Annotated in this window: 16 protein-coding genes; 9 read left to right on the top strand and 7 right to left on the bottom strand. The window is 63.4% G+C overall.

Annotated elements, in window-relative coordinates; translation table 11 throughout:
• From WCE35_RS25555 to WCE35_RS25545, 3 genes are all read left to right on the top strand, one after another.
• Positions 1-1,307: PQQ-dependent dehydrogenase, methanol/ethanol family (locus WCE35_RS25555; protein ID WP_424596087.1), on the top strand; the 1,307-nt coding region annotated here is incomplete at its 5' end.
• A 12-nt stretch (positions 1,308-1,319) separates the two neighbouring features.
• Positions 1,320-1,673: a c-type cytochrome gene (locus WCE35_RS25550; RefSeq protein WP_424596086.1), complete on the top strand. Its 354-nt coding sequence runs from the start codon at positions 1,320-1,322 to the stop codon at positions 1,671-1,673.
• A complete protein-coding gene (locus tag WCE35_RS25545; protein ID WP_424596085.1) occupies positions 1,670-2,617 on the top strand; it encodes a substrate-binding periplasmic protein in 948 nt (315 codons plus the stop codon). Before WCE35_RS25550 ends, WCE35_RS25545 begins: the two co-directional genes overlap by 4 nt.
• 44 nt (positions 2,618-2,661) lie before the next feature.
• On the opposite strand, the gene WCE35_RS25540 is transcribed toward WCE35_RS25545, so the two are convergent.
• The 6 genes from WCE35_RS25540 to WCE35_RS25515 all read right to left on the bottom strand — a co-directional run bounded on the left by WCE35_RS25540 (position 2,662) and on the right by WCE35_RS25515 (position 9,568).
• A complete protein-coding gene (locus tag WCE35_RS25540; protein WP_424596084.1) occupies positions 2,662-3,861 on the bottom strand; it encodes an ABC transporter substrate-binding protein in 1,200 nt (399 codons plus the stop codon).
• Positions 3,862-3,957: 96 nt separating this feature from the next.
• Entirely contained in the window at positions 3,958-5,796 is a 1,839-nt protein-coding gene (locus tag WCE35_RS25535) for an AMP-dependent synthetase/ligase (protein ID WP_424596083.1), read from the bottom strand.
• 93 nt (positions 5,797-5,889) lie between these two features.
• A complete protein-coding gene (locus WCE35_RS25530) occupies positions 5,890-6,669 on the bottom strand; it encodes an ABC transporter ATP-binding protein (RefSeq protein ID WP_424596082.1) in 780 nt (259 codons plus the stop codon).
• 11 nt (positions 6,670-6,680) lie between these two features.
• Positions 6,681-7,439, bottom strand: a complete 759-nt coding sequence (locus WCE35_RS25525; RefSeq protein ID WP_424596081.1) for an ABC transporter ATP-binding protein — start codon at positions 7,437-7,439, stop codon at positions 6,681-6,683.
• A complete protein-coding gene (locus WCE35_RS25520) occupies positions 7,436-8,587 on the bottom strand; it encodes a branched-chain amino acid ABC transporter permease (RefSeq protein ID WP_424596080.1) in 1,152 nt (383 codons plus the stop codon). The genes WCE35_RS25525 and WCE35_RS25520 overlap by 4 nt, the downstream gene beginning before the upstream one ends.
• A gap of 105 nt (positions 8,588-8,692) precedes the next feature.
• Entirely contained in the window at positions 8,693-9,568 is an 876-nt protein-coding gene (locus tag WCE35_RS25515) for a branched-chain amino acid ABC transporter permease (RefSeq protein WP_424596079.1), read from the bottom strand.
• Between the two features lie 290 nt (positions 9,569-9,858).
• Between WCE35_RS25515 and WCE35_RS25510 the strand changes: the two genes are divergently transcribed.
• The 4 genes from WCE35_RS25510 (at position 9,859) to WCE35_RS25495 (ending at position 12,877) form a co-directional block, all read left to right on the top strand.
• The gene (locus WCE35_RS25510) at positions 9,859-10,611 is read left to right on the top strand and encodes an ABC transporter ATP-binding protein (protein WP_424596078.1); all 753 of its coding nucleotides are present in this window, start codon (positions 9,859-9,861) and stop codon (positions 10,609-10,611) included.
• On the top strand, positions 10,608-12,131 hold the full coding sequence (locus WCE35_RS25505) for a permease (protein WP_424596077.1): 1,524 nt from the start codon (positions 10,608-10,610) through the stop codon (positions 12,129-12,131). The genes WCE35_RS25510 and WCE35_RS25505 overlap by 4 nt, the downstream gene beginning before the upstream one ends.
• 99 nt (positions 12,132-12,230) lie before the next feature.
• Positions 12,231-12,482, top strand: a complete 252-nt coding sequence (locus WCE35_RS25500) for an AbrB/MazE/SpoVT family DNA-binding domain-containing protein (protein ID WP_424596076.1) — start codon at positions 12,231-12,233, stop codon at positions 12,480-12,482.
• Entirely contained in the window at positions 12,479-12,877 is a 399-nt protein-coding gene (locus WCE35_RS25495) for a type II toxin-antitoxin system VapC family toxin (protein ID WP_424596075.1), read from the top strand. Before WCE35_RS25500 ends, WCE35_RS25495 begins: the two co-directional genes overlap by 4 nt.
• Positions 12,878-12,953: 76 nt before the next feature.
• On the opposite strand, the gene WCE35_RS25490 is transcribed toward WCE35_RS25495, so the two are convergent.
• On the bottom strand, positions 12,954-13,928 hold the full coding sequence (locus WCE35_RS25490) for an alpha/beta fold hydrolase (protein ID WP_424596074.1): 975 nt from the start codon (positions 13,926-13,928) through the stop codon (positions 12,954-12,956).
• Positions 13,929-14,076: 148 nt separating this feature from the next.
• On the opposite strand from WCE35_RS25490, the gene WCE35_RS25485 reads away from it, so the two are divergent.
• Together WCE35_RS25485 and WCE35_RS25480 are read left to right on the top strand one after the other, a co-directional pair.
• Entirely contained in the window at positions 14,077-14,895 is an 819-nt protein-coding gene (locus WCE35_RS25485; protein WP_424596073.1) for an MBL fold metallo-hydrolase, read from the top strand.
• A gap of 41 nt (positions 14,896-14,936) precedes the next feature.
• Positions 14,937-15,741: amidohydrolase family protein (locus WCE35_RS25480; RefSeq protein WP_424596072.1), on the top strand; the 805-nt coding region annotated here is incomplete at its 3' end.

The raw sequence follows: 15,741 nt of genomic DNA, 5'->3' as shown, positions 1-15,741 counted from the left end.
TGCATTTCTCCTTCGGCGCCAATCGCGGCGCTGCCTATGAGAACGGCAAGATCTTCGCCGCTGCGCTCGATGGGCGGCTGTTCGCGCTGGATGCCAAGACCGGCAAGGAACTCTGGCGTCAGAAGGCGGCCGACATCAAGGAAGGCTATTCGATGACCGTGGCGCCGCTGGTCGCCGACGGCGTGGTTCTGACCGGCATCTCGGGCGCGGAGTTCGGCACCAGGGGCTTCATCGACGGTTGGGATGCTGCGACAGGCAAGCATCTGTGGCGCACCCACACGATCCCGAGTCCCGACGAACCCGGCGGCGACACCTGGAAAGGCGACACCTGGAAACTGGGCGGCGGTTCGACGTGGATCACCGGCTCTTATGACCCGGAGCTGAACACGGTCTATTGGGGTGTCGGCAATCCCGGCCCGTTCAACTCGGCGGTGCGCCCCGGCGACAATCTGTTCACCTGCGCCGTCCTCGCGCTCGAGCCGAAGACCGGCAAGATCAAATGGCATTACCAGTTCTCGCCGAACAATCCATTCGACTATGACTCGGTCGCCGAGATGGTGCTCGCGGACATCAACGTCGAGGGCAAGCCGACCAAGGTGCTGATGGATGCCAATCGCAACGGCTTCTTCTACGTCCTTGACCGGACCAACGGGAAATTGCTCGCGGCCAATCCCTATGTGAAGGTCAACTGGGCCACGGGAATCGACATGAAGACCGGTCGGCCGATCGAGACCGACGTCAGCAAGGACGCCCGCGAAGGCAAGAAGGTCACGGTCTATCCTTCGATCCTCGGCGGCAAGAATTGGGAGCCGATGTCGTTCAATCCGCAGACCGGCCTCGCTTATGCCAACACACTTGCCTTCGGCGGCCACTACAAGACCGAGCCGGCGACGTACAAGGCCGGCGAATGGTATCTCGGCATGGATCTGACCGATCTGTGGGACTGGCCCGCGGGACCGCGCGGTCATCTCAAGGCGATCGATCCGATGACCGGGAAGGCGAAGTGGGAAGTGCCGAGCGATATCCCGCGTTTCTCCGGCGTGTTGTCGACCGCGGGCGGGGTGGTATTCTCCGGTCAGTTGACCGGCGAGTTCGAGGCGTTCGATGCCAACGACGGCAAGAAGCTGTGGCAGTTCCAGACCGGCTCGGGCATCGAAGGGCAGCCGGTGACCTGGCAGCAGGACGGTGTCCAGTATGTCGCCGTCACCAGCGGCTACGGCGGCGTCTATTCGCTGTTCGCCGGCGATGAGCGGCTGGCCAAAGTGCCGACCGGCGGATCATTGTGGGTGTTCGCAGTCAAGAACTGACGCGGATCGCACGTGATCAGGAAACTATCGATATGGACGGCGGCGCATTTCGCCGCCGTCGCGGTGATGGCAATCGCGCAGACGACGACACCCAGCGCTGCCCAGCAGCCAGGTGCCGGCGATCCGGCACAGATCGACCAGGGCAAAGTCACCTATGCGCAGAAATGCTCGCACTGCCACGGCCCCAACATGGTCAATTCCGGCACGATCACGCCCGACCTGCGCACGGTTCCGGACGACAAGGCGCGATTCATCACCACGGTGAAGCTCGGCAAGAGCGGAAAAATGCCGCCATGGGGTGACCTCCTGAGCGACGACCAGATCGCGGATCTTTGGGCCTATGTATCCAGCCGGAGGAATCCATGAAGGCCTGGCTCGCGGCGTCCGCGGCGGCGATTCTGCTTGCAACAGCGGCCATCACGACGGCGCGCGCAGCCGATGACCCGCTGAAGGTCTGTCTCGACGAGGATTTGCCGCCCCTCTCGGCGCATCATCAAGGCAAGCCCGACAGTGGATTTGACGTCGCGCTCGCCCGGGCCGTCGCGGAACGGCTCGGCCGGCCGCTCCAGATCCAATGGTACGAAAGCAGGCTCGACGAGGATTCAAGCCCGGCGCTTGAAGCCAACGCCCTGCTCTCGGACAATCGCTGCGCGCTGGTCGGCAGCTATGCCTTGACCCAGGATTCTCTCGTCGTGCCGGGCGTCCAGACCGCGAAGCTGCCGGGTTTCGAGGGCGCCACCCGCGATGATCGCAGGCGCCGCGTACCGCTCGGCGTGCTCACGCCAAGCCAGCCCTACATCTATTCGCCGCTGACCATCGTCCTTGGACCCAGGGTAGGCGACAAGGCGCGCGACCGTCGCATTGCCGGCGTCGGCGACCTCGCCGGTCTGCGCATCGCGATCGAAAGCGGGACGCTGGCCGATGCGATTCTGATGACGTTCGGCAACGGGCGGCTGATCGATGATATCACCCATCTGGTCCCCGGCCGGGACGATCTGCTCGGCGCGCTCGATCGCGGCGACTTCGACGCGACGCTGCTCGACCTGCGCCGCTTCGACGCCTACCGCGCCGCCCATCCAGGCAGCACGCTCGCTGCCACCGGCTACTATTATCCGATCGGCGCCAATCGCGGCTATGTCGGCCTCGCCAGCGACCCGGCCCTCCTTGTCGCGGTCAACAAGGCGCTCTCCGATTTGCAGGCCGCGGGAACCCCGGCTGAACTCGCCCGGGCGGCCGGCCTCACCTACCTCCCGCCGCGTGAACCCGCGATCCTCGGCGACGCCATGCTGAAGGTACTTCAGAGGCAATGAGGAACTGCGCGCGCGAGCAAGAGCCCGCGCGCGGTGGTTCATGGTCAGAACGAGAGGCTGTCCTTCATCAGCACCCAGCGGCCCTTCTGGATCTGCTGCACCTGCGTCACGGTGTTGGCGAGGTGATCGGTCTTGGAGAACCTGGTCGGCGGCGAATTGAAGATGTCGAGGAACTTGTCGCCTGACTCCAGGGCATCAAGCAGCTTCTGGCCCGTCAAATCCTTGCCAGCCTTGTTGACGTAATGGGCGAACGTCATCACCGAATTGTAGCCGATGATGGCCTGGGTGTTGGCGTCGGAATTGAACATCTTCTTGTAGTTGGCGAGCCAGTCCTTCACCTTCCCCTTCGCGGTATCTTCGTAGGGAATTTCAAAGCCCGACGCGGCGTACAGTCCCTCCACCGCTTCCTTGCCGAGCGTCGGCACTTCAAGCACGTTGGTAGGCGTAGCACCGAGGAAGGTGACGTCCCATCCGAGCTTCCTGGCCTCGCCCATCGCGCCGATGGTCTCGCGGATCACGGTGCCGAGCACGACGAGATCACAGCCGTCGGACTTCATCTTGGCAACCTGCGCGCTGAAGTCGGAGGCACCGCGCTTGTAGCTCGTGACCGAAGCCGCCGTCAGCTTCATCGCCTCGAGCTGCTGATTGAAGCCGTCGAGCACGCTCTTGCCGTATTCGTCGTCCTGATGCATCAGGCAGGGCTTCTTGAAATTCTTGGCCTCGATCATCCATTTGAGCGCGGCGCGGGTGCTCTCGACATAGGGCAGCAGGTTGTTGAACTTCAGCCGCTCCTGCGGCTTGGCGGGATCGAACTTGAAGGTGAATTCGGCCGCGGTCAGCGGGAACAACTGCAATACGCCGGCGTCGAACAGCACGTCCTGGGCCGCCAGCACGGTCGGCGAACCCATCGGGCCGACCATTGCGAAGACCTTGTCGCGCTCGATCATCTTCTGCGACGCCAGCACCGCCTTCTTCGGATCGTAGCCGTTGTCCTCGAGGATCAGCTTGAGCTTGCGGCCATTGACGCCGCCGGCCGCGTTGATCTCCTCGACTGCCATCTTCATGCCGTTGGAAACCGGAACGCCCCAGACCTTGATCGGTCCGGACAGATCCTGATGGGTGCCGATGACGATCTCGGTCGCCGAGATGCCCTCATTGGTGACCTTGGTCTGGGCCAAGGCCGGCAGATGGGTCAGCGCAAGGGCGCCCACCGCAAGGCCCAGCGCCCGTAATGATTTCGACATTGCAAGTCTCCTCTTGGTTGGCCCGCATTGGGCGAAGGGTGGGGCCTTCCAGGGTCCTTCGCCGTTTCCGATTTGACACTCCAAAGTCCGATGGGCTCACGCCACCGCCCGCTCGCCATACATGGCGGCGATCTCGGCCGCGTAACGCTTGTTCACGAAACTCCGCTTCAGCTTCATGGTCGGCGTCAATTCCTCGTCCTCGGGCGTCAGCTGACGCTCGATCAGGAAGAACTTCTTGATGGTCTCGACGCGGGCGAAGTTGGCGTTGACCGTCTCGATCTCGCGCTGGATCAGATCCTGGATCGCCGGCGCGCGGCACAGGCTGGCATAATTGGTGAAGGGAATGTCGTGGTCCTGCGCAAACTTCTCGACGTTCTCCTGGTCGATCATGACCAGGCAGGTGAGATACGGCCGCTTGTCGCCGATCACGACGGTGTCGGAGATGTAGGGTGAGAATTTGAGCTGGTTCTCGATCTCCGACGGCGTGACGTTCTTGCCGCCGGAGGTGATGATGATGTCCTTCATCCGGTCGGTGATCTTGACGAAGCCTTCATTGTCGATCGAGCCGACGTCGCCGGTATGCAGCCAGCCCCTGGCATCGATGGTCTCGGCGGTCTTTTCCGGCTGGTTGAGGTAACCCATGAACAGGAAATCGCCCCGGATCAGGATTTCGCCCTGCGGGGAGATCGCGACCTCGCCCCAGGGCGCGGCCTTGCCGACCGAACCGAGTTTGATGCGATCCGGCGGCATCACGGTGGCGACGCCGCAGTTTTCGGTCTGGCCGTAGACCTCGCGCATGTCGATGCCGAGCGCGAGATACCAGCGGATCAGGTCCGGCGAGATCGGGGCGGCGCCGGTAAAGGCCAGCCGGCAGCGATCGAGCCCGAGCATGCGGCGGATGTTGCGGAACACCAGCCAGTAGGCGGCACGATTGGCGGCGCGCAGCGCCAGTGGCGGCGTTTCGCCTTCGAGCCTGTAGCCGGTGATGCGATGGCCGATCGCCAGCGCATGCCGGTACATCCAGTTCTGCAACGGGGTCGCATCCTTCAGCGCAATCGTGATGCCGGAATAGAATTTCTCCCAGATCCGCGGCACCGCGAGGAACGCGGTCGGCTGCACCTCGCGAAGATTGTCCGGCACCGTTTCCGGGCTTTCGGCGAAATTCATCACCGACCCCAGCGCCAGCGAGACGTAATAGCCGCCGATCCGCTCGGCGACATGGCAGAGCGGCAGAAATACCAGCCGCTCTTCGGCGTCGGTGGACGGAAACAGATCGTTGGCGTGGCGCATCTGGTGCGTGACGCCGCGGTTGGAATGCATGGCGCCCTTGGGCGGGCCCGTGGTGCCCGAGGTATAGACGAGAATGGCGAGGTCGTCCGCGCCGCGGCTTGACACCATTTCGTCCCACAGCGCCTCATGGTCCAGGCCATGGTTGCGCCCGAGCGCCATGAACTCATCGAGCGACAGCACCATCGGGTCGGTGAAGCCGCTCAGGCCCTCCATATCGAAGACGACGATCTTTTCCAGCGTTGGGCAGCGCGCGCGGCACGCGAGAATCTTGTCGAGCTGTTCTTCATCCTCGGCGAAGATCACGCGGGTGCTGGAGTCGTTGACGAGATACTCGACCTGGACCACGGAATCGGTCGGATAGATCCCGGAAGAAACCCCGCCGGCGCACAGGATACCCATGTCGGCGAACACCCATTCCGGCACCGCATTGGCGATGATGGAGGCGACATCGCCGGGCCGGAAGCCGGTGGCGTGCAGGCCGTAGGCGATATCCCTGGATATCCGCAGCCATTGCCGCCAACTGGTTGGCTGCCAGATGCCGAATTTCTTTTCGCGGATCGCCGGCCGGTCGCCGCGTGTTGACACCGAAAGCAGAAAGCTTCTTGCGATCGTATCAGCGACCGTCAGCACTGCCGCCCTCGCCATGTTGGTTTCCTCCTTCTTCCGCCTGCCAGGGATGCCGGCTCGGTTACCGGTCTTTTTTCCGAAACAGGGTTCGAATTTAGCTCTACCTTGTCTTCAGCGCCACGTTTTCTTCTTTTTCCAGCGCCTTTCGCCCCGCGCGCCCGCTTCCTTGGCGCCGAGGTAGAATTCCTGGATGTCCTTCGAATTCATCAGCCGCTCGCAGGTGTCATTCATGACCACCCGGCCGATTTCCAGCACATAGCCGTAATGCGCCGTCTCCAGCGCGACCTTGGCGTTCTGCTCGACCAGCAGAATAGACATGCCCTGTTCCTCGTTGACCCGCCGGATGATGGCAAAAATCTCCCTCACCAGAATCGGCGACAGGCCGAGCGAGGGCTCGTCCAGCAACAGCAGCGTCGGACGGTTCATCAGCGCGCGCCCGATCGCCAGCATCTGCTGCTCGCCGCCGGAAAGCTGGCCGGCCGGCTGGTTGAGCCGCTCCTTCAGCCGCGGAAAATATCCATAGACGCGACCGAGGTCCTCGGCGACGCCGTCACGATCGCTGCGCGGATAGGCGCCCATCATCAGGTTCTCGCGCACCGAGAGGAACGGAAACACCTCGCGCCCTTCCGGCACATGGCTGAGGCCGAGCCGCACGATCTTGTCGGCCTCCATGCGCTGGATCGGCTTGCCCAAAAATTCGATCGAGCCCTTCTGCGGATCGAGGATTCCGGAAATGGTCTTCAGTACGGTGGTCTTGCCGGCGCCGTTGGCGCCGAGCAGGGTGACGATCCGGCCGCGGGCCACCTCCAGGCTGATGCCGCGGATCGCCATGATCGGCCCGTAATAGCTCTCGATATTGCTGAGTTTCAGGATGATGTCGGGTGCGCTCATCGCATGATCCTCTAGGCGCCGAGATAGGCGGCGACGACATCGGGATGCCGCTGCACTTCGGCCGGCGTGCCCATCGCCAGCACGCGGCCGTAATTCAGCGCGATCACCCGGTCGGATACGCGGTTCACCAGCGTCATGTCGTGTTCGACCATCAGCACGGTGATGCCGAGTTCGGTCTTCATGTCGCGGATCCAGAACGACATGTCGTCGGTCTCCTCGACATTCAGCCCGGAGGACGGCTCGTCCAGCAGGATCAATTTCGGCTCCGAGCACAACGCGCGCGCCAGCTCGATCACCTTGCGCACGCCATAGGGCAATCCAGAAATCAGCTTGTCGCGGTAGGGTTCGAGGTCGAGGAACTCGATCACCTGCTCGACGCGGCGGCGATGCAGCTTTTCGGACGCGCGCACGCCCGGCAGGAACATCAACTCCTGCCAGAGCCGGGTCGTGGAGTGGCGGTGCCGGCCGACCAGGAGGTTGGAGAGCACGGTCGCATTCTCGAACAGCTCGATGTTCTGGAAGGTTCGGGCGATGCCGAGCCTGGCGATGTCGTAGGCCGGCTCGTGCGTGATGTCCTGGTCCTCGAAAAAAACCCTTCCCGAGGTCGGGGGGTAGATCCGCGAGATCAGGTTGAAGATCGAGCTCTTGCCGGCGCCATTGGGCCCGATGATCGAGAGGATTTCGCCCTTCTCCACCGCAAAACTGACGGCATCGACCGCCTTCAGGCCGCCGAAATGCAAGGACAGGTTTTCGGCGCGGAAATAGCTCATCGGTTCCGCTCCGATTTCACATAGATCTTCTGCCGCTTGAAGGTGGCGCGCTTGTAGAGCGGGAATAACTGGAAGAAGAGTTTTATCTTCAGCCATCGTCCATAGAGGCCGAGCGGCTCGAACAGCACGAACAGCACGATGATCACCCCATAAATCGCGCCCTTCAGGCCGTTGGCGGATGCAAAGGCCGCGACGCCGTCCTGGATATGTCCGGCGCGCTCCTTGCCCGCGCCAAGTGTCGCGGCGACGCCTGATATCACGCCGGGCATGTCATCCTTGAGGTAGGTCAGGAACGGATCGATCATGACCAGGAAGATCGCGCCCAGCACCGCGCCGTGCAGGCTGAAGGTGCCGCCGATCAGGATCACGATGATGAACTCGATCGAGAGCTGCAAGGTGAACATTTCCGGGCTGATGAAGGACAGTTTGTGCGCGAACAGGCAGCCGGCGAAGCCGGTGATCGCGGCGCTGATCGCAAATGATTTCACCTTGTAGAGCGAGACATTGATGCCCATGCTGCGCGCCGCCGTCTCGCTGTCGCGGATCGCCACAAAGGCGCGTCCGGTCGGCGAACGCAGCAGATTGAGGGTGCCGACGATGGTCAGGATCAGCACGCCAAGGCAGAGGAAATAGAACGCCGGGCTGTCGCGCGACACCGTGGCGCCGAGCAACTGGATGGTCTTGATCCGCATGCCGTCATTGCCGTGGGTCACGCTTTCCCAGCGCGCCAGGATTTCCTCGACAATGAAGGCAAAGGAAATGGTCGCGATCACCAGATAGATGCCCTGCAGCCGCAGCGCCGGAAATCCGACCAGCGCGCCGATCACGCCGGTCAGCAGGCCCGCGGCGAGGAAATAAACTGGAAACGGCACGTCGAACTGCTGCAGATAGGCCGCCGTATAGGCGCCGATGGCCAGAAAGGCGGCATGACCGAGCGAGGCCTGCCCGGTGAAGCCGGTTAGGATCATCAGCCCGACGCCGACGGTGGCGTAGATGCAGACGAACACCATCTGGCTCATCAGGTAGCTGGAAAGCACGAACGGCGCGATCAGGAGAAGCGCCAGCAGAATGCCGTACGAGACGACATAACCCGAGTGCGGCAACAATCGGATGTCGTCTTCGTAGTCGGTCTTGAACAAGAACCGCATCAGCGCTCCCTAGATCATGATCCGACTGGATCGGATCATGATCTCATCCCTTTGTTGGAGCATGATCTTTTCGGAAAACCGGTTCCCACTTTTCCGGATCATGCTCTAGACCTTCTTGCGCATGTGAACGCCGAACAGGCCCTCGGGCTTGAGCAGCAGCACCGCCAGCAGGACGATGTAGGGCGCGACGTCCTTCCATCCCTGCGGCAGATAGAATCCGGCCATGCTCTCGATCACGCCGATCAGCACCCCGCCCACGACCGCGCCCGGGATCGAGCCGAAGCCGCCGAGCACCGCGGCGGGAAACGCCTTCAGGCCGAGCACGAGGCCGACATTGGAATGAATGAAGGTGATCGGCGCCAGCAATACGCCGGCGCAGGTGGCAACCGCCGCGCTGATCGCCCAGACGATCGACACCACGCGCTTGACCGGAATGCCCATGTAATAGGCGGCCAGCATGTTTTCGGAACTCGCCCGCATCGCGGTGCCGAGCGTGGTGCGGTTGAAGAACAGGTAGAGCAGCGCGCAAAGGATGATCGTGGCTGCGATCACCGAGAGCTTGTCATGGGCCAGCACCAGCGAGCCGATCCGCAGCACGCCCTGGCTGAACGGCGTCTCGATCTTGAAATCGTCGGTGCCCCAGATGATGCCCGAGATCGAGCGCAGGAAATAGCCGAGCCCGATCGTCGCCATGATGATCGAAAACTGCGGATAGCCGAGGATCGGGCGCACCACCAGGCGCTCGGCCAGCATGCCGAACAGCGCCATCGCCAATACGGCGCCGGCGAAGCCGATCCAGTAATTGAGCCCGAGAATGCCGATGAAGGTGAAGGCGAAAAACCCGCCCAGCATCATCAGGTCGCCCTGCGCGAAGTTGACGACCTCGGTTGCCTTGTAAACCAACACAAAGCCGAGCGCGATCAGGCCGTAAACACAGCCAAGCGCAATACCGCTCACCAATTGCTGAACGAAGTCCAGCATTGCTTGCCTCCCCGGATGCCCGGCGATTCTGGCGATCGCCCGTCGCATCCCGCCCTCGCGCGCCTCGTGCCGGAAGCGCTGAAAGCTGCCTATGTCCTGATGCCATTGAGCCTAAAGCGCCGATACCTGTCAACAAAGCGCTGGCTGCTCAGGGTCATCCCTATTACGGAGAAATGCCGCAGCCGGACGGGAACCTGCCATCGCCGTGATTCGGGGAGCTGGATTCACCGCGCCGAAACCGTTTCGGTCCATTGTTCGAGCCAAAGCGCAACCTGGATCGACCCGACATCATGACACAAGATCAGTCCGCACTTCATGTGCGAGGGTTAACGAAGTGTTTTGACCGCCCCGCGGTCGATGCGCTCGATCTCAGCGTTCGGATCGGCGAATTCTACGCGCTGCTCGGGCCGAATGGTGCCGGCAAGACCACGACGCTGCGCATGGTGGCCGGCCTGCTGCGGCCCGACGCCGGCTCGGTCTCCATCCTGGGCATCGACGCGCTCGGCGATCCCGTCGCCGCCAGGCAGATCATGGCCTGGGTATCCGACGAGCCGATGATTTACGACAAGCTGACGCCGCTGGAGTATCTCGAATTCGTCGCTGGCCTCTGGGGCATCGACGCCAGGGTCGCCGAACCCTGCGCGCATGATTTGCTCGCCTCGCTCGGCCTCCAACCGCATCTGCACCAGCGCTGCGAGGGATTTTCCAAGGGCATGCGCCAGAAGGTGGCGCTGGCCGGCGCGCTGGTCCACGATCCCCGGCTGATCATCCTCGACGAACCGCTGACCGGCCTCGACGCGCTGTCCGCGCGTCACGTCAAGGGACTGCTGCAGGCGCGGGTGCGCGCCGGCTGCACCGTGATCATGACCACGCATATCCTGGAAGTCGCCGAGCGCATGGCCGACCGCATCGGCGTCATCGCGGCGGGGCGGCTGGTCGCCGAAGGCACGCTCGCCGAGCTGCGTCAGCGGAACGGCCAGAACGACATCAGCCTTGAAGACATGTTCATCGCACTGGTCGACGCCGGGGCGGCGGCCGCATGAATTCGGCCACCGGCCTCATTTGGTTTGCCCGGCACGAGATACGGCTGGCATGGCGCGAGTGGCTCGCGATGATGACGGGCGGCCGGCGCAACCGGAACCGCGCGGTGATCGGCCTGCTGATCCTTGCCGCCATCCTGCATTTGCCGGCCTATGCCGTGATCGGCCGGTTTGCCGATCTGCGGCTTCCGCTCGACAAATCCTCGCTGATCGTGCTGTCGGCGACCATCTTGCTGGCCTGGGCCCTGATGCTGTCGCAGGCGATCGAATCGGTGACGCGGGTGTTTTATGCCCGCGCCGATCTCGATCTGATCATGTCGTCGCCGGTCAGGCTGACCACCATTTTCTCGGTCCGCATCGCCGCGATCGCGCTGGCGGTGACCGCGATGGCGCTGTTGTTGTCGACGCCGTTCGTCGATGTTCTCGTGATCGGCGGAGGGCCGCGCTGGCTCGCCGCGTTCGGCGTCGTCATCGCCATCGGATTGTCGGCCTCAGCGGCCGCGATCGCGATTACGGTGCTGCTGTTTCGCCTGATCGGCCCGAGCCGGACGCGCCTCGTCGCGCAAATCGTCTCCGCGATCATCGGAGCGGGCTTCGTGATCGCGCTGCAGGTGGCGGCGATCCTGTCCTACGGCACGCTGTCGCGATTGGCGGTGCTGACCTCCGATGCCGCGGCGGCGATCGCGCCCGATCCCGACAGTCTGATCTGGTGGCCGGCGCGCGCCGTGCTCGGCGACAGCGAAGTGCTGCTGTGTCTTTTGGCCGGAAGCCTCGTGCTGCTCGGCGCCGTGATGGCGATCTTCGCGCCGCGGTTCGCCGATACCGTCATCCGCGTCTCGGCCAACGCAACGGCGGCCAATCGGGCTGCCGGCAGCACCGCGTTCCGCGCCGGCTCGCGGCAACAGGCGTTGCGGTGGAAAGAATTCCTGCTGCTGCGGCGCGATCCCTGGCTGGTGTCGCAGAGCCTGATGCAGCTGCTTTATCTGGTGCCGCCGGCGGTATTGCTGTGGCGAAGTTTTTCCGACAGCTCCGCCGCGATCGTGCTGGTCACGCCGGTCATCGTGATGGCAGCGGGCCAGCTCGCCGGCGGTCTCGCCTGGCTGACGATCTCGGGCGAGGACGCCGCCGATCTGGTCGCGACCGCGCCGATGAAGCCGTCGCGCGTCACCCGCGCCAAGATCGAAGTGGTGCTGATCGCGATCGGCGTCATCTTCGCGCCATTGGTCGCAGCACTCGCCTTTGCCTCGGCCCTGCAGGCGACCGTGACGGCGCTCGGCGTCGTCATCGCCACCATCTCGGCGGCTGCGATCCAGCTCTGGTTCCGGGTGCAGGCCAAACGCAGCCAGTTCCGCCGCCGCCAGACCTCGTCGCGGCTCGCGACTTTCGCAGAAGCCTTTTCCTCGATCGGATGGGCCGCGACCTCGGCGCTGGCGCTGGCGATCCCGGCCGCGGCGGTCGTCAGCGGCCTGATGACCGCGGCCATTCTGGCTGCGACCTGGAAGATCAGCCCAAGGCGGCAATGATGCGGACGCTCGGACCCGCTCGCCAGGCGAGTTTGCCCGAACCTTGAAAGTAAGGTATTTTTGCCTTACATAGAGAGCAAATAAGGTTCGAGGGTCGTCATGAGCACGCTCACTGTTACTGCCAAAGGGCAAGTCACGCTCCGAAAGGATGTGCTCGAGCATCTGGGTGTGCATCCCGGTGAAAAGATCACCGTAAACAAGCTGCCCGATGGTCGCATCGAAGTGATGGCCGCCCGGCCGACTGGAAAAATTTCGGATGCTTTCGGTTTCCTGAAGAGGAAAAATGGGCCTTCCCTGTCGATCGAGGAAATGAATGAGATCGCCGCCCGGGGCTGGGCTGGCAAACGATGAAGATCACAGCTGACACCAACATACTGGTTCGGGCCGTTACCGACGATCACGAGCAGCAAAGCAAAGCCGCCCAGACCGCTTTGAAGAAAGCTGAATTGGTGGCAATTTCGATACCGGCGCTTTGCGAGTTCGTGTGGGTGCTGTCACAGGGCTATAAAATTCCATCGGGCAGCATCGCTGAAGCTATTCGGCGTCTGATCAATGGTGCAAACGTGGTCATGAATCGTCCCGCAGCGGAGGCTGGATTGACCCTGCTGGATGCGGGCGGCGATTTTGCCGACGGCGTAATTGCCTATGAAGGAAGCTGGCTCGGTGCGGACACGTTTGTCTCTTTTGACAGAAAGGCCATCAAGTTGATGGAAGCCCAGGATCGGCGCGCGCGGTTGCTGACCTAAAAATGGGAAGCACATCGGTCATGAAACATCTCGTCTGACGCCTTTCGTCGCAGGGAGCACCGCAGGGCGAGCGGTATCACCCTGGCTCCGCCCTGATCAACTCCATGACCGCCGCCGCGAAGGCCTCGGGCTCCTCCTGCGGCAAATTATGTCCGGCGCGCGGCACCACGCGATGGGTTCGGCGGCCGGTGAATCTTGCCGCGCTCGCGCGGCCGTCATTGGCGGGGGCAATCCCGTCCGCATCCCCGTCCAGGGTGATCGCCGGGACCGAAATGACAGGCTGCGCCGCCAGTTTGCGCTGCAGTTCGGCATATTGCGGATCGCCATCGGCGAGGCCGAAGCGGTGGCGATAGCTGTGGATCACGACGTCGACAAAGTCGGGGTTGTCGAAGGCGGCCGCCGTCCGCTCGAACGTCGCGTCGTCGAAATGCCAGTTCGGCGACCACTGCTTCCACAATATTCTGGCGATCTCGCGCCGGTTGGCGGCAACACCCGCCCGTCCGCGCTCGAGCTGGAAATAGTATTGATACCAGAGCGCCACTTCACGCTCCGGCCTCGACGGCGCCATGGCCCTGGCGATGTCCTGAACGAGATAGCTGTTCACCGCCACCAGACCGACGCAGCGCTCCGGCCACAGCGCAGCCGCGACGCAGGCCGCCCGTCCGCCCCAATCGTAACCTGCGACCACCGCACGCCTGACGCCGATCGCATCCATCAGCGCGATCAGGTCCGCGCCGATCGCCGCCTGCTCCCCGGAGCGCGGTGTAGCCGGATCGCGAAAACGGGTCGGACCGTAACCGCGCAAATAGGGAACGATAACGCGGCAACCCTGCGCCGCCAGCAGAGGCGCCACGTCGACATAGGAATGAATGTCGTAAGGGAAGCCATGCATCAGCATCACGACCGGCGCTTCCGCAGGTCCCGCTTCGTAATAGGCAATGCTGAGCACGCCGGCGTCGATCTGACGGAGCGGTTGCAGCCGCCTGGACGACGGCGCCCGTGCCGCGCCCTTGGCCTCGGCAAAGGCTTTTCCGGTCAATGTGAACTCCATGGCCACAACCCGCAACCGGCCGCGCCCGCACTGAAGCGGCGCGGCCGCCGACGCGCCCGGAATGCTATCCTGTATCCCGATCAATCGCCTAGCTCGTATTGCCGCGGTACGGTATCCTTCCAGGACCTCACCTGCGACGGACCTCGCCATGTTGAGATTGTTCGCGGTCTTTGCCTTGCTGGGGTCGCTGATCCCGGCGGCCAACGCCCAGGATGCCCTGCGCAGCGAGTGCCTGGCGATGGCGAACGCGCCGCCGCGCGCCACCCCGGTTGGCCTGCGGCGGGTCGCCGCCAAGGGCAAGGCCGAGGAAGTGGCCATCACCTATGCCGGCCATTCGACCTACACCATCGACACGCCCGGGGGATTGCGGATCGCGACCGATTACAACGGCGCCTATCGGACCGGCCGCCTGCCCGATATCGTCACCATGAACCGGGCCCACAGCACGCACTACTCGCTGTTTCCCGATCCGAAAATCGCGCATGTGCTGCATGGCTGGGGCGATGACGGCAAGCCCGCGCAGATCGCCGAGCGCATCGGCGACGTCTATGTCCGCAACGTGACCACCGACATCCGCCGCACTTACGGCGATTATTCCGGCGGCGACATGATCAAGGACGGCAACTCGATCTTCATCTTCGAGGTGGCCGGCCTCTGCATCGGCCATCTCGGCCATCTGCATCATCAGCTCGACGAGACCCATTTCGCGGCGATCGGCCGCCTCGACATCGTGATGGTGCCGATCGACGGCACCTATACAATGTCGCTCGACGGCGTCTCCGAGATCACGCGGCGGCTGCGCGCCTCCGTGGTGCTGCCGATGCATCGCTTTGCGACGCCGCTCGACGAATTCATCCGCCGGATCGGCCAGCAATTCGAAGTCGACGAGCGCACCGAGCGGACGCTGAAGATTTCGCGCGACACGCTGCCGGCCACGCCGACGGTCATTATTCTCAGCGGCGTTTGAGGCGGTTCATTCAGCAAGAACAAGATCAGGGAGCGAAATCGATGGCCGCCAGCACCGCGCCCGCCTCGAAGAGCGGGCTCTATGCCGATCCGCGCGAAGACTGGCTGGCGCAACTGACCGAGGAAATCATCGATCCCGGCCGCCAAATCGTCGATCCGCATCATCATCTCTGGGAGCGCGGGGGCTTGCGCTACATGATCGAGGAAATGTCCGCCGACATCGCCTCGGGCCACAACATCATCGCCACCGTCTATGTCGACTGCCGCTCGATGTACCGCGCGCAGGGACCGGAGGCGTTTCGTCCGGTCGGCGAGGTCGAATTCGCCAACGGCGTCGCCGCAATGACCGCCAGCGGCGGCTACGGTCCGGCCGCGATCTGCGCCGGCATCGTCGGCCACGTCAACCTGCTGCTTGGCGAGCAGGCAAAACCGGTGCTGGAAGCCGAGATCGTCGCCGGCAACGGCCGCTTCCGCGGCATCCGCCATTCCTCTGCCTGGGACGCCGATCCCGAAATCGCGGGCATGTATGCGACGCGGCCGGGAGGCCTGCTGCTCGATCCGACCTTCCGCAAGGGCTTTGCCTGCCTGGCGCCGCTGAATCTCAGTTTCGACGCCTGGCTGTTCCACCCGCAGATCGGCGAACTCGCCGATCTCGCTTGTGCCTTTCCCGACACCAAAATCGTGCTCGACCATTGCGGCGGCCCAATCGGCATCGGCCGCTTCGCAGGCCGACGCGAGGAGACTTTTGCGGTCTGGAAGGCCTCGATCCAGCAGATCGCCAAATGTCAAAACGTCGTCGTCAAGCTCGGGGGACTGGCGATGCGCCTGCTCGGCCATGATTTTCACC

It is taken from the genome of Bradyrhizobium sp., assembly GCF_049691595.1.
GTDB lineage: Bacteria > Pseudomonadota > Alphaproteobacteria > Rhizobiales > Xanthobacteraceae > Bradyrhizobium.
This window is presented reverse-complemented; position numbering and strand designations above follow the sequence as displayed.

What these genes read in the sequence shown, in the direction of transcription:
- WCE35_RS25545 (WP_424596085.1), top strand. Translation starts at nt 1,670, where the DNA reads ATGAAGGCCTGGCTCGCGGCGTCCGCGGCGGCGATTCTGCTTGCAACA.
- WCE35_RS25540 (WP_424596084.1), bottom strand. Translation starts at nt 3,861, where the DNA reads ATGTCGAAATCATTACGGGCGCTGGGCCTTGCGGTGGGCGCCCTTGCG.
- WCE35_RS25530 (WP_424596082.1), bottom strand. Translation starts at nt 6,669, where the DNA reads ATGAGCGCACCCGACATCATCCTGAAACTCAGCAATATCGAGAGCTAT.
- WCE35_RS25515 (WP_424596079.1), bottom strand. Translation starts at nt 9,568, where the DNA reads ATGCTGGACTTCGTTCAGCAATTGGTGAGCGGTATTGCGCTTGGCTGT.
- WCE35_RS25520 (WP_424596080.1), bottom strand. Translation starts at nt 8,587, where the DNA reads ATGCGGTTCTTGTTCAAGACCGACTACGAAGACGACATCCGATTGTTG.
- WCE35_RS25485 (WP_424596073.1), top strand. Translation starts at nt 14,077, where the DNA reads ATGTTGAGATTGTTCGCGGTCTTTGCCTTGCTGGGGTCGCTGATCCCG.
- WCE35_RS25490 (WP_424596074.1), bottom strand. Translation starts at nt 13,928, where the DNA reads ATGGAGTTCACATTGACCGGAAAAGCCTTTGCCGAGGCCAAGGGCGCG.
- WCE35_RS25510 (WP_424596078.1), top strand. Translation starts at nt 9,859, where the DNA reads ATGACACAAGATCAGTCCGCACTTCATGTGCGAGGGTTAACGAAGTGT.
- WCE35_RS25495 (WP_424596075.1), top strand. Translation starts at nt 12,479, where the DNA reads ATGAAGATCACAGCTGACACCAACATACTGGTTCGGGCCGTTACCGAC.
- WCE35_RS25535 (WP_424596083.1), bottom strand. Translation starts at nt 5,796, where the DNA reads ATGGCGAGGGCGGCAGTGCTGACGGTCGCTGATACGATCGCAAGAAGC.
- WCE35_RS25500 (WP_424596076.1), top strand. Translation starts at nt 12,231, where the DNA reads ATGAGCACGCTCACTGTTACTGCCAAAGGGCAAGTCACGCTCCGAAAG.
- WCE35_RS25505 (WP_424596077.1), top strand. Translation starts at nt 10,608, where the DNA reads ATGAATTCGGCCACCGGCCTCATTTGGTTTGCCCGGCACGAGATACGG.
- WCE35_RS25525 (WP_424596081.1), bottom strand. Translation starts at nt 7,439, where the DNA reads ATGAGCTATTTCCGCGCCGAAAACCTGTCCTTGCATTTCGGCGGCCTG.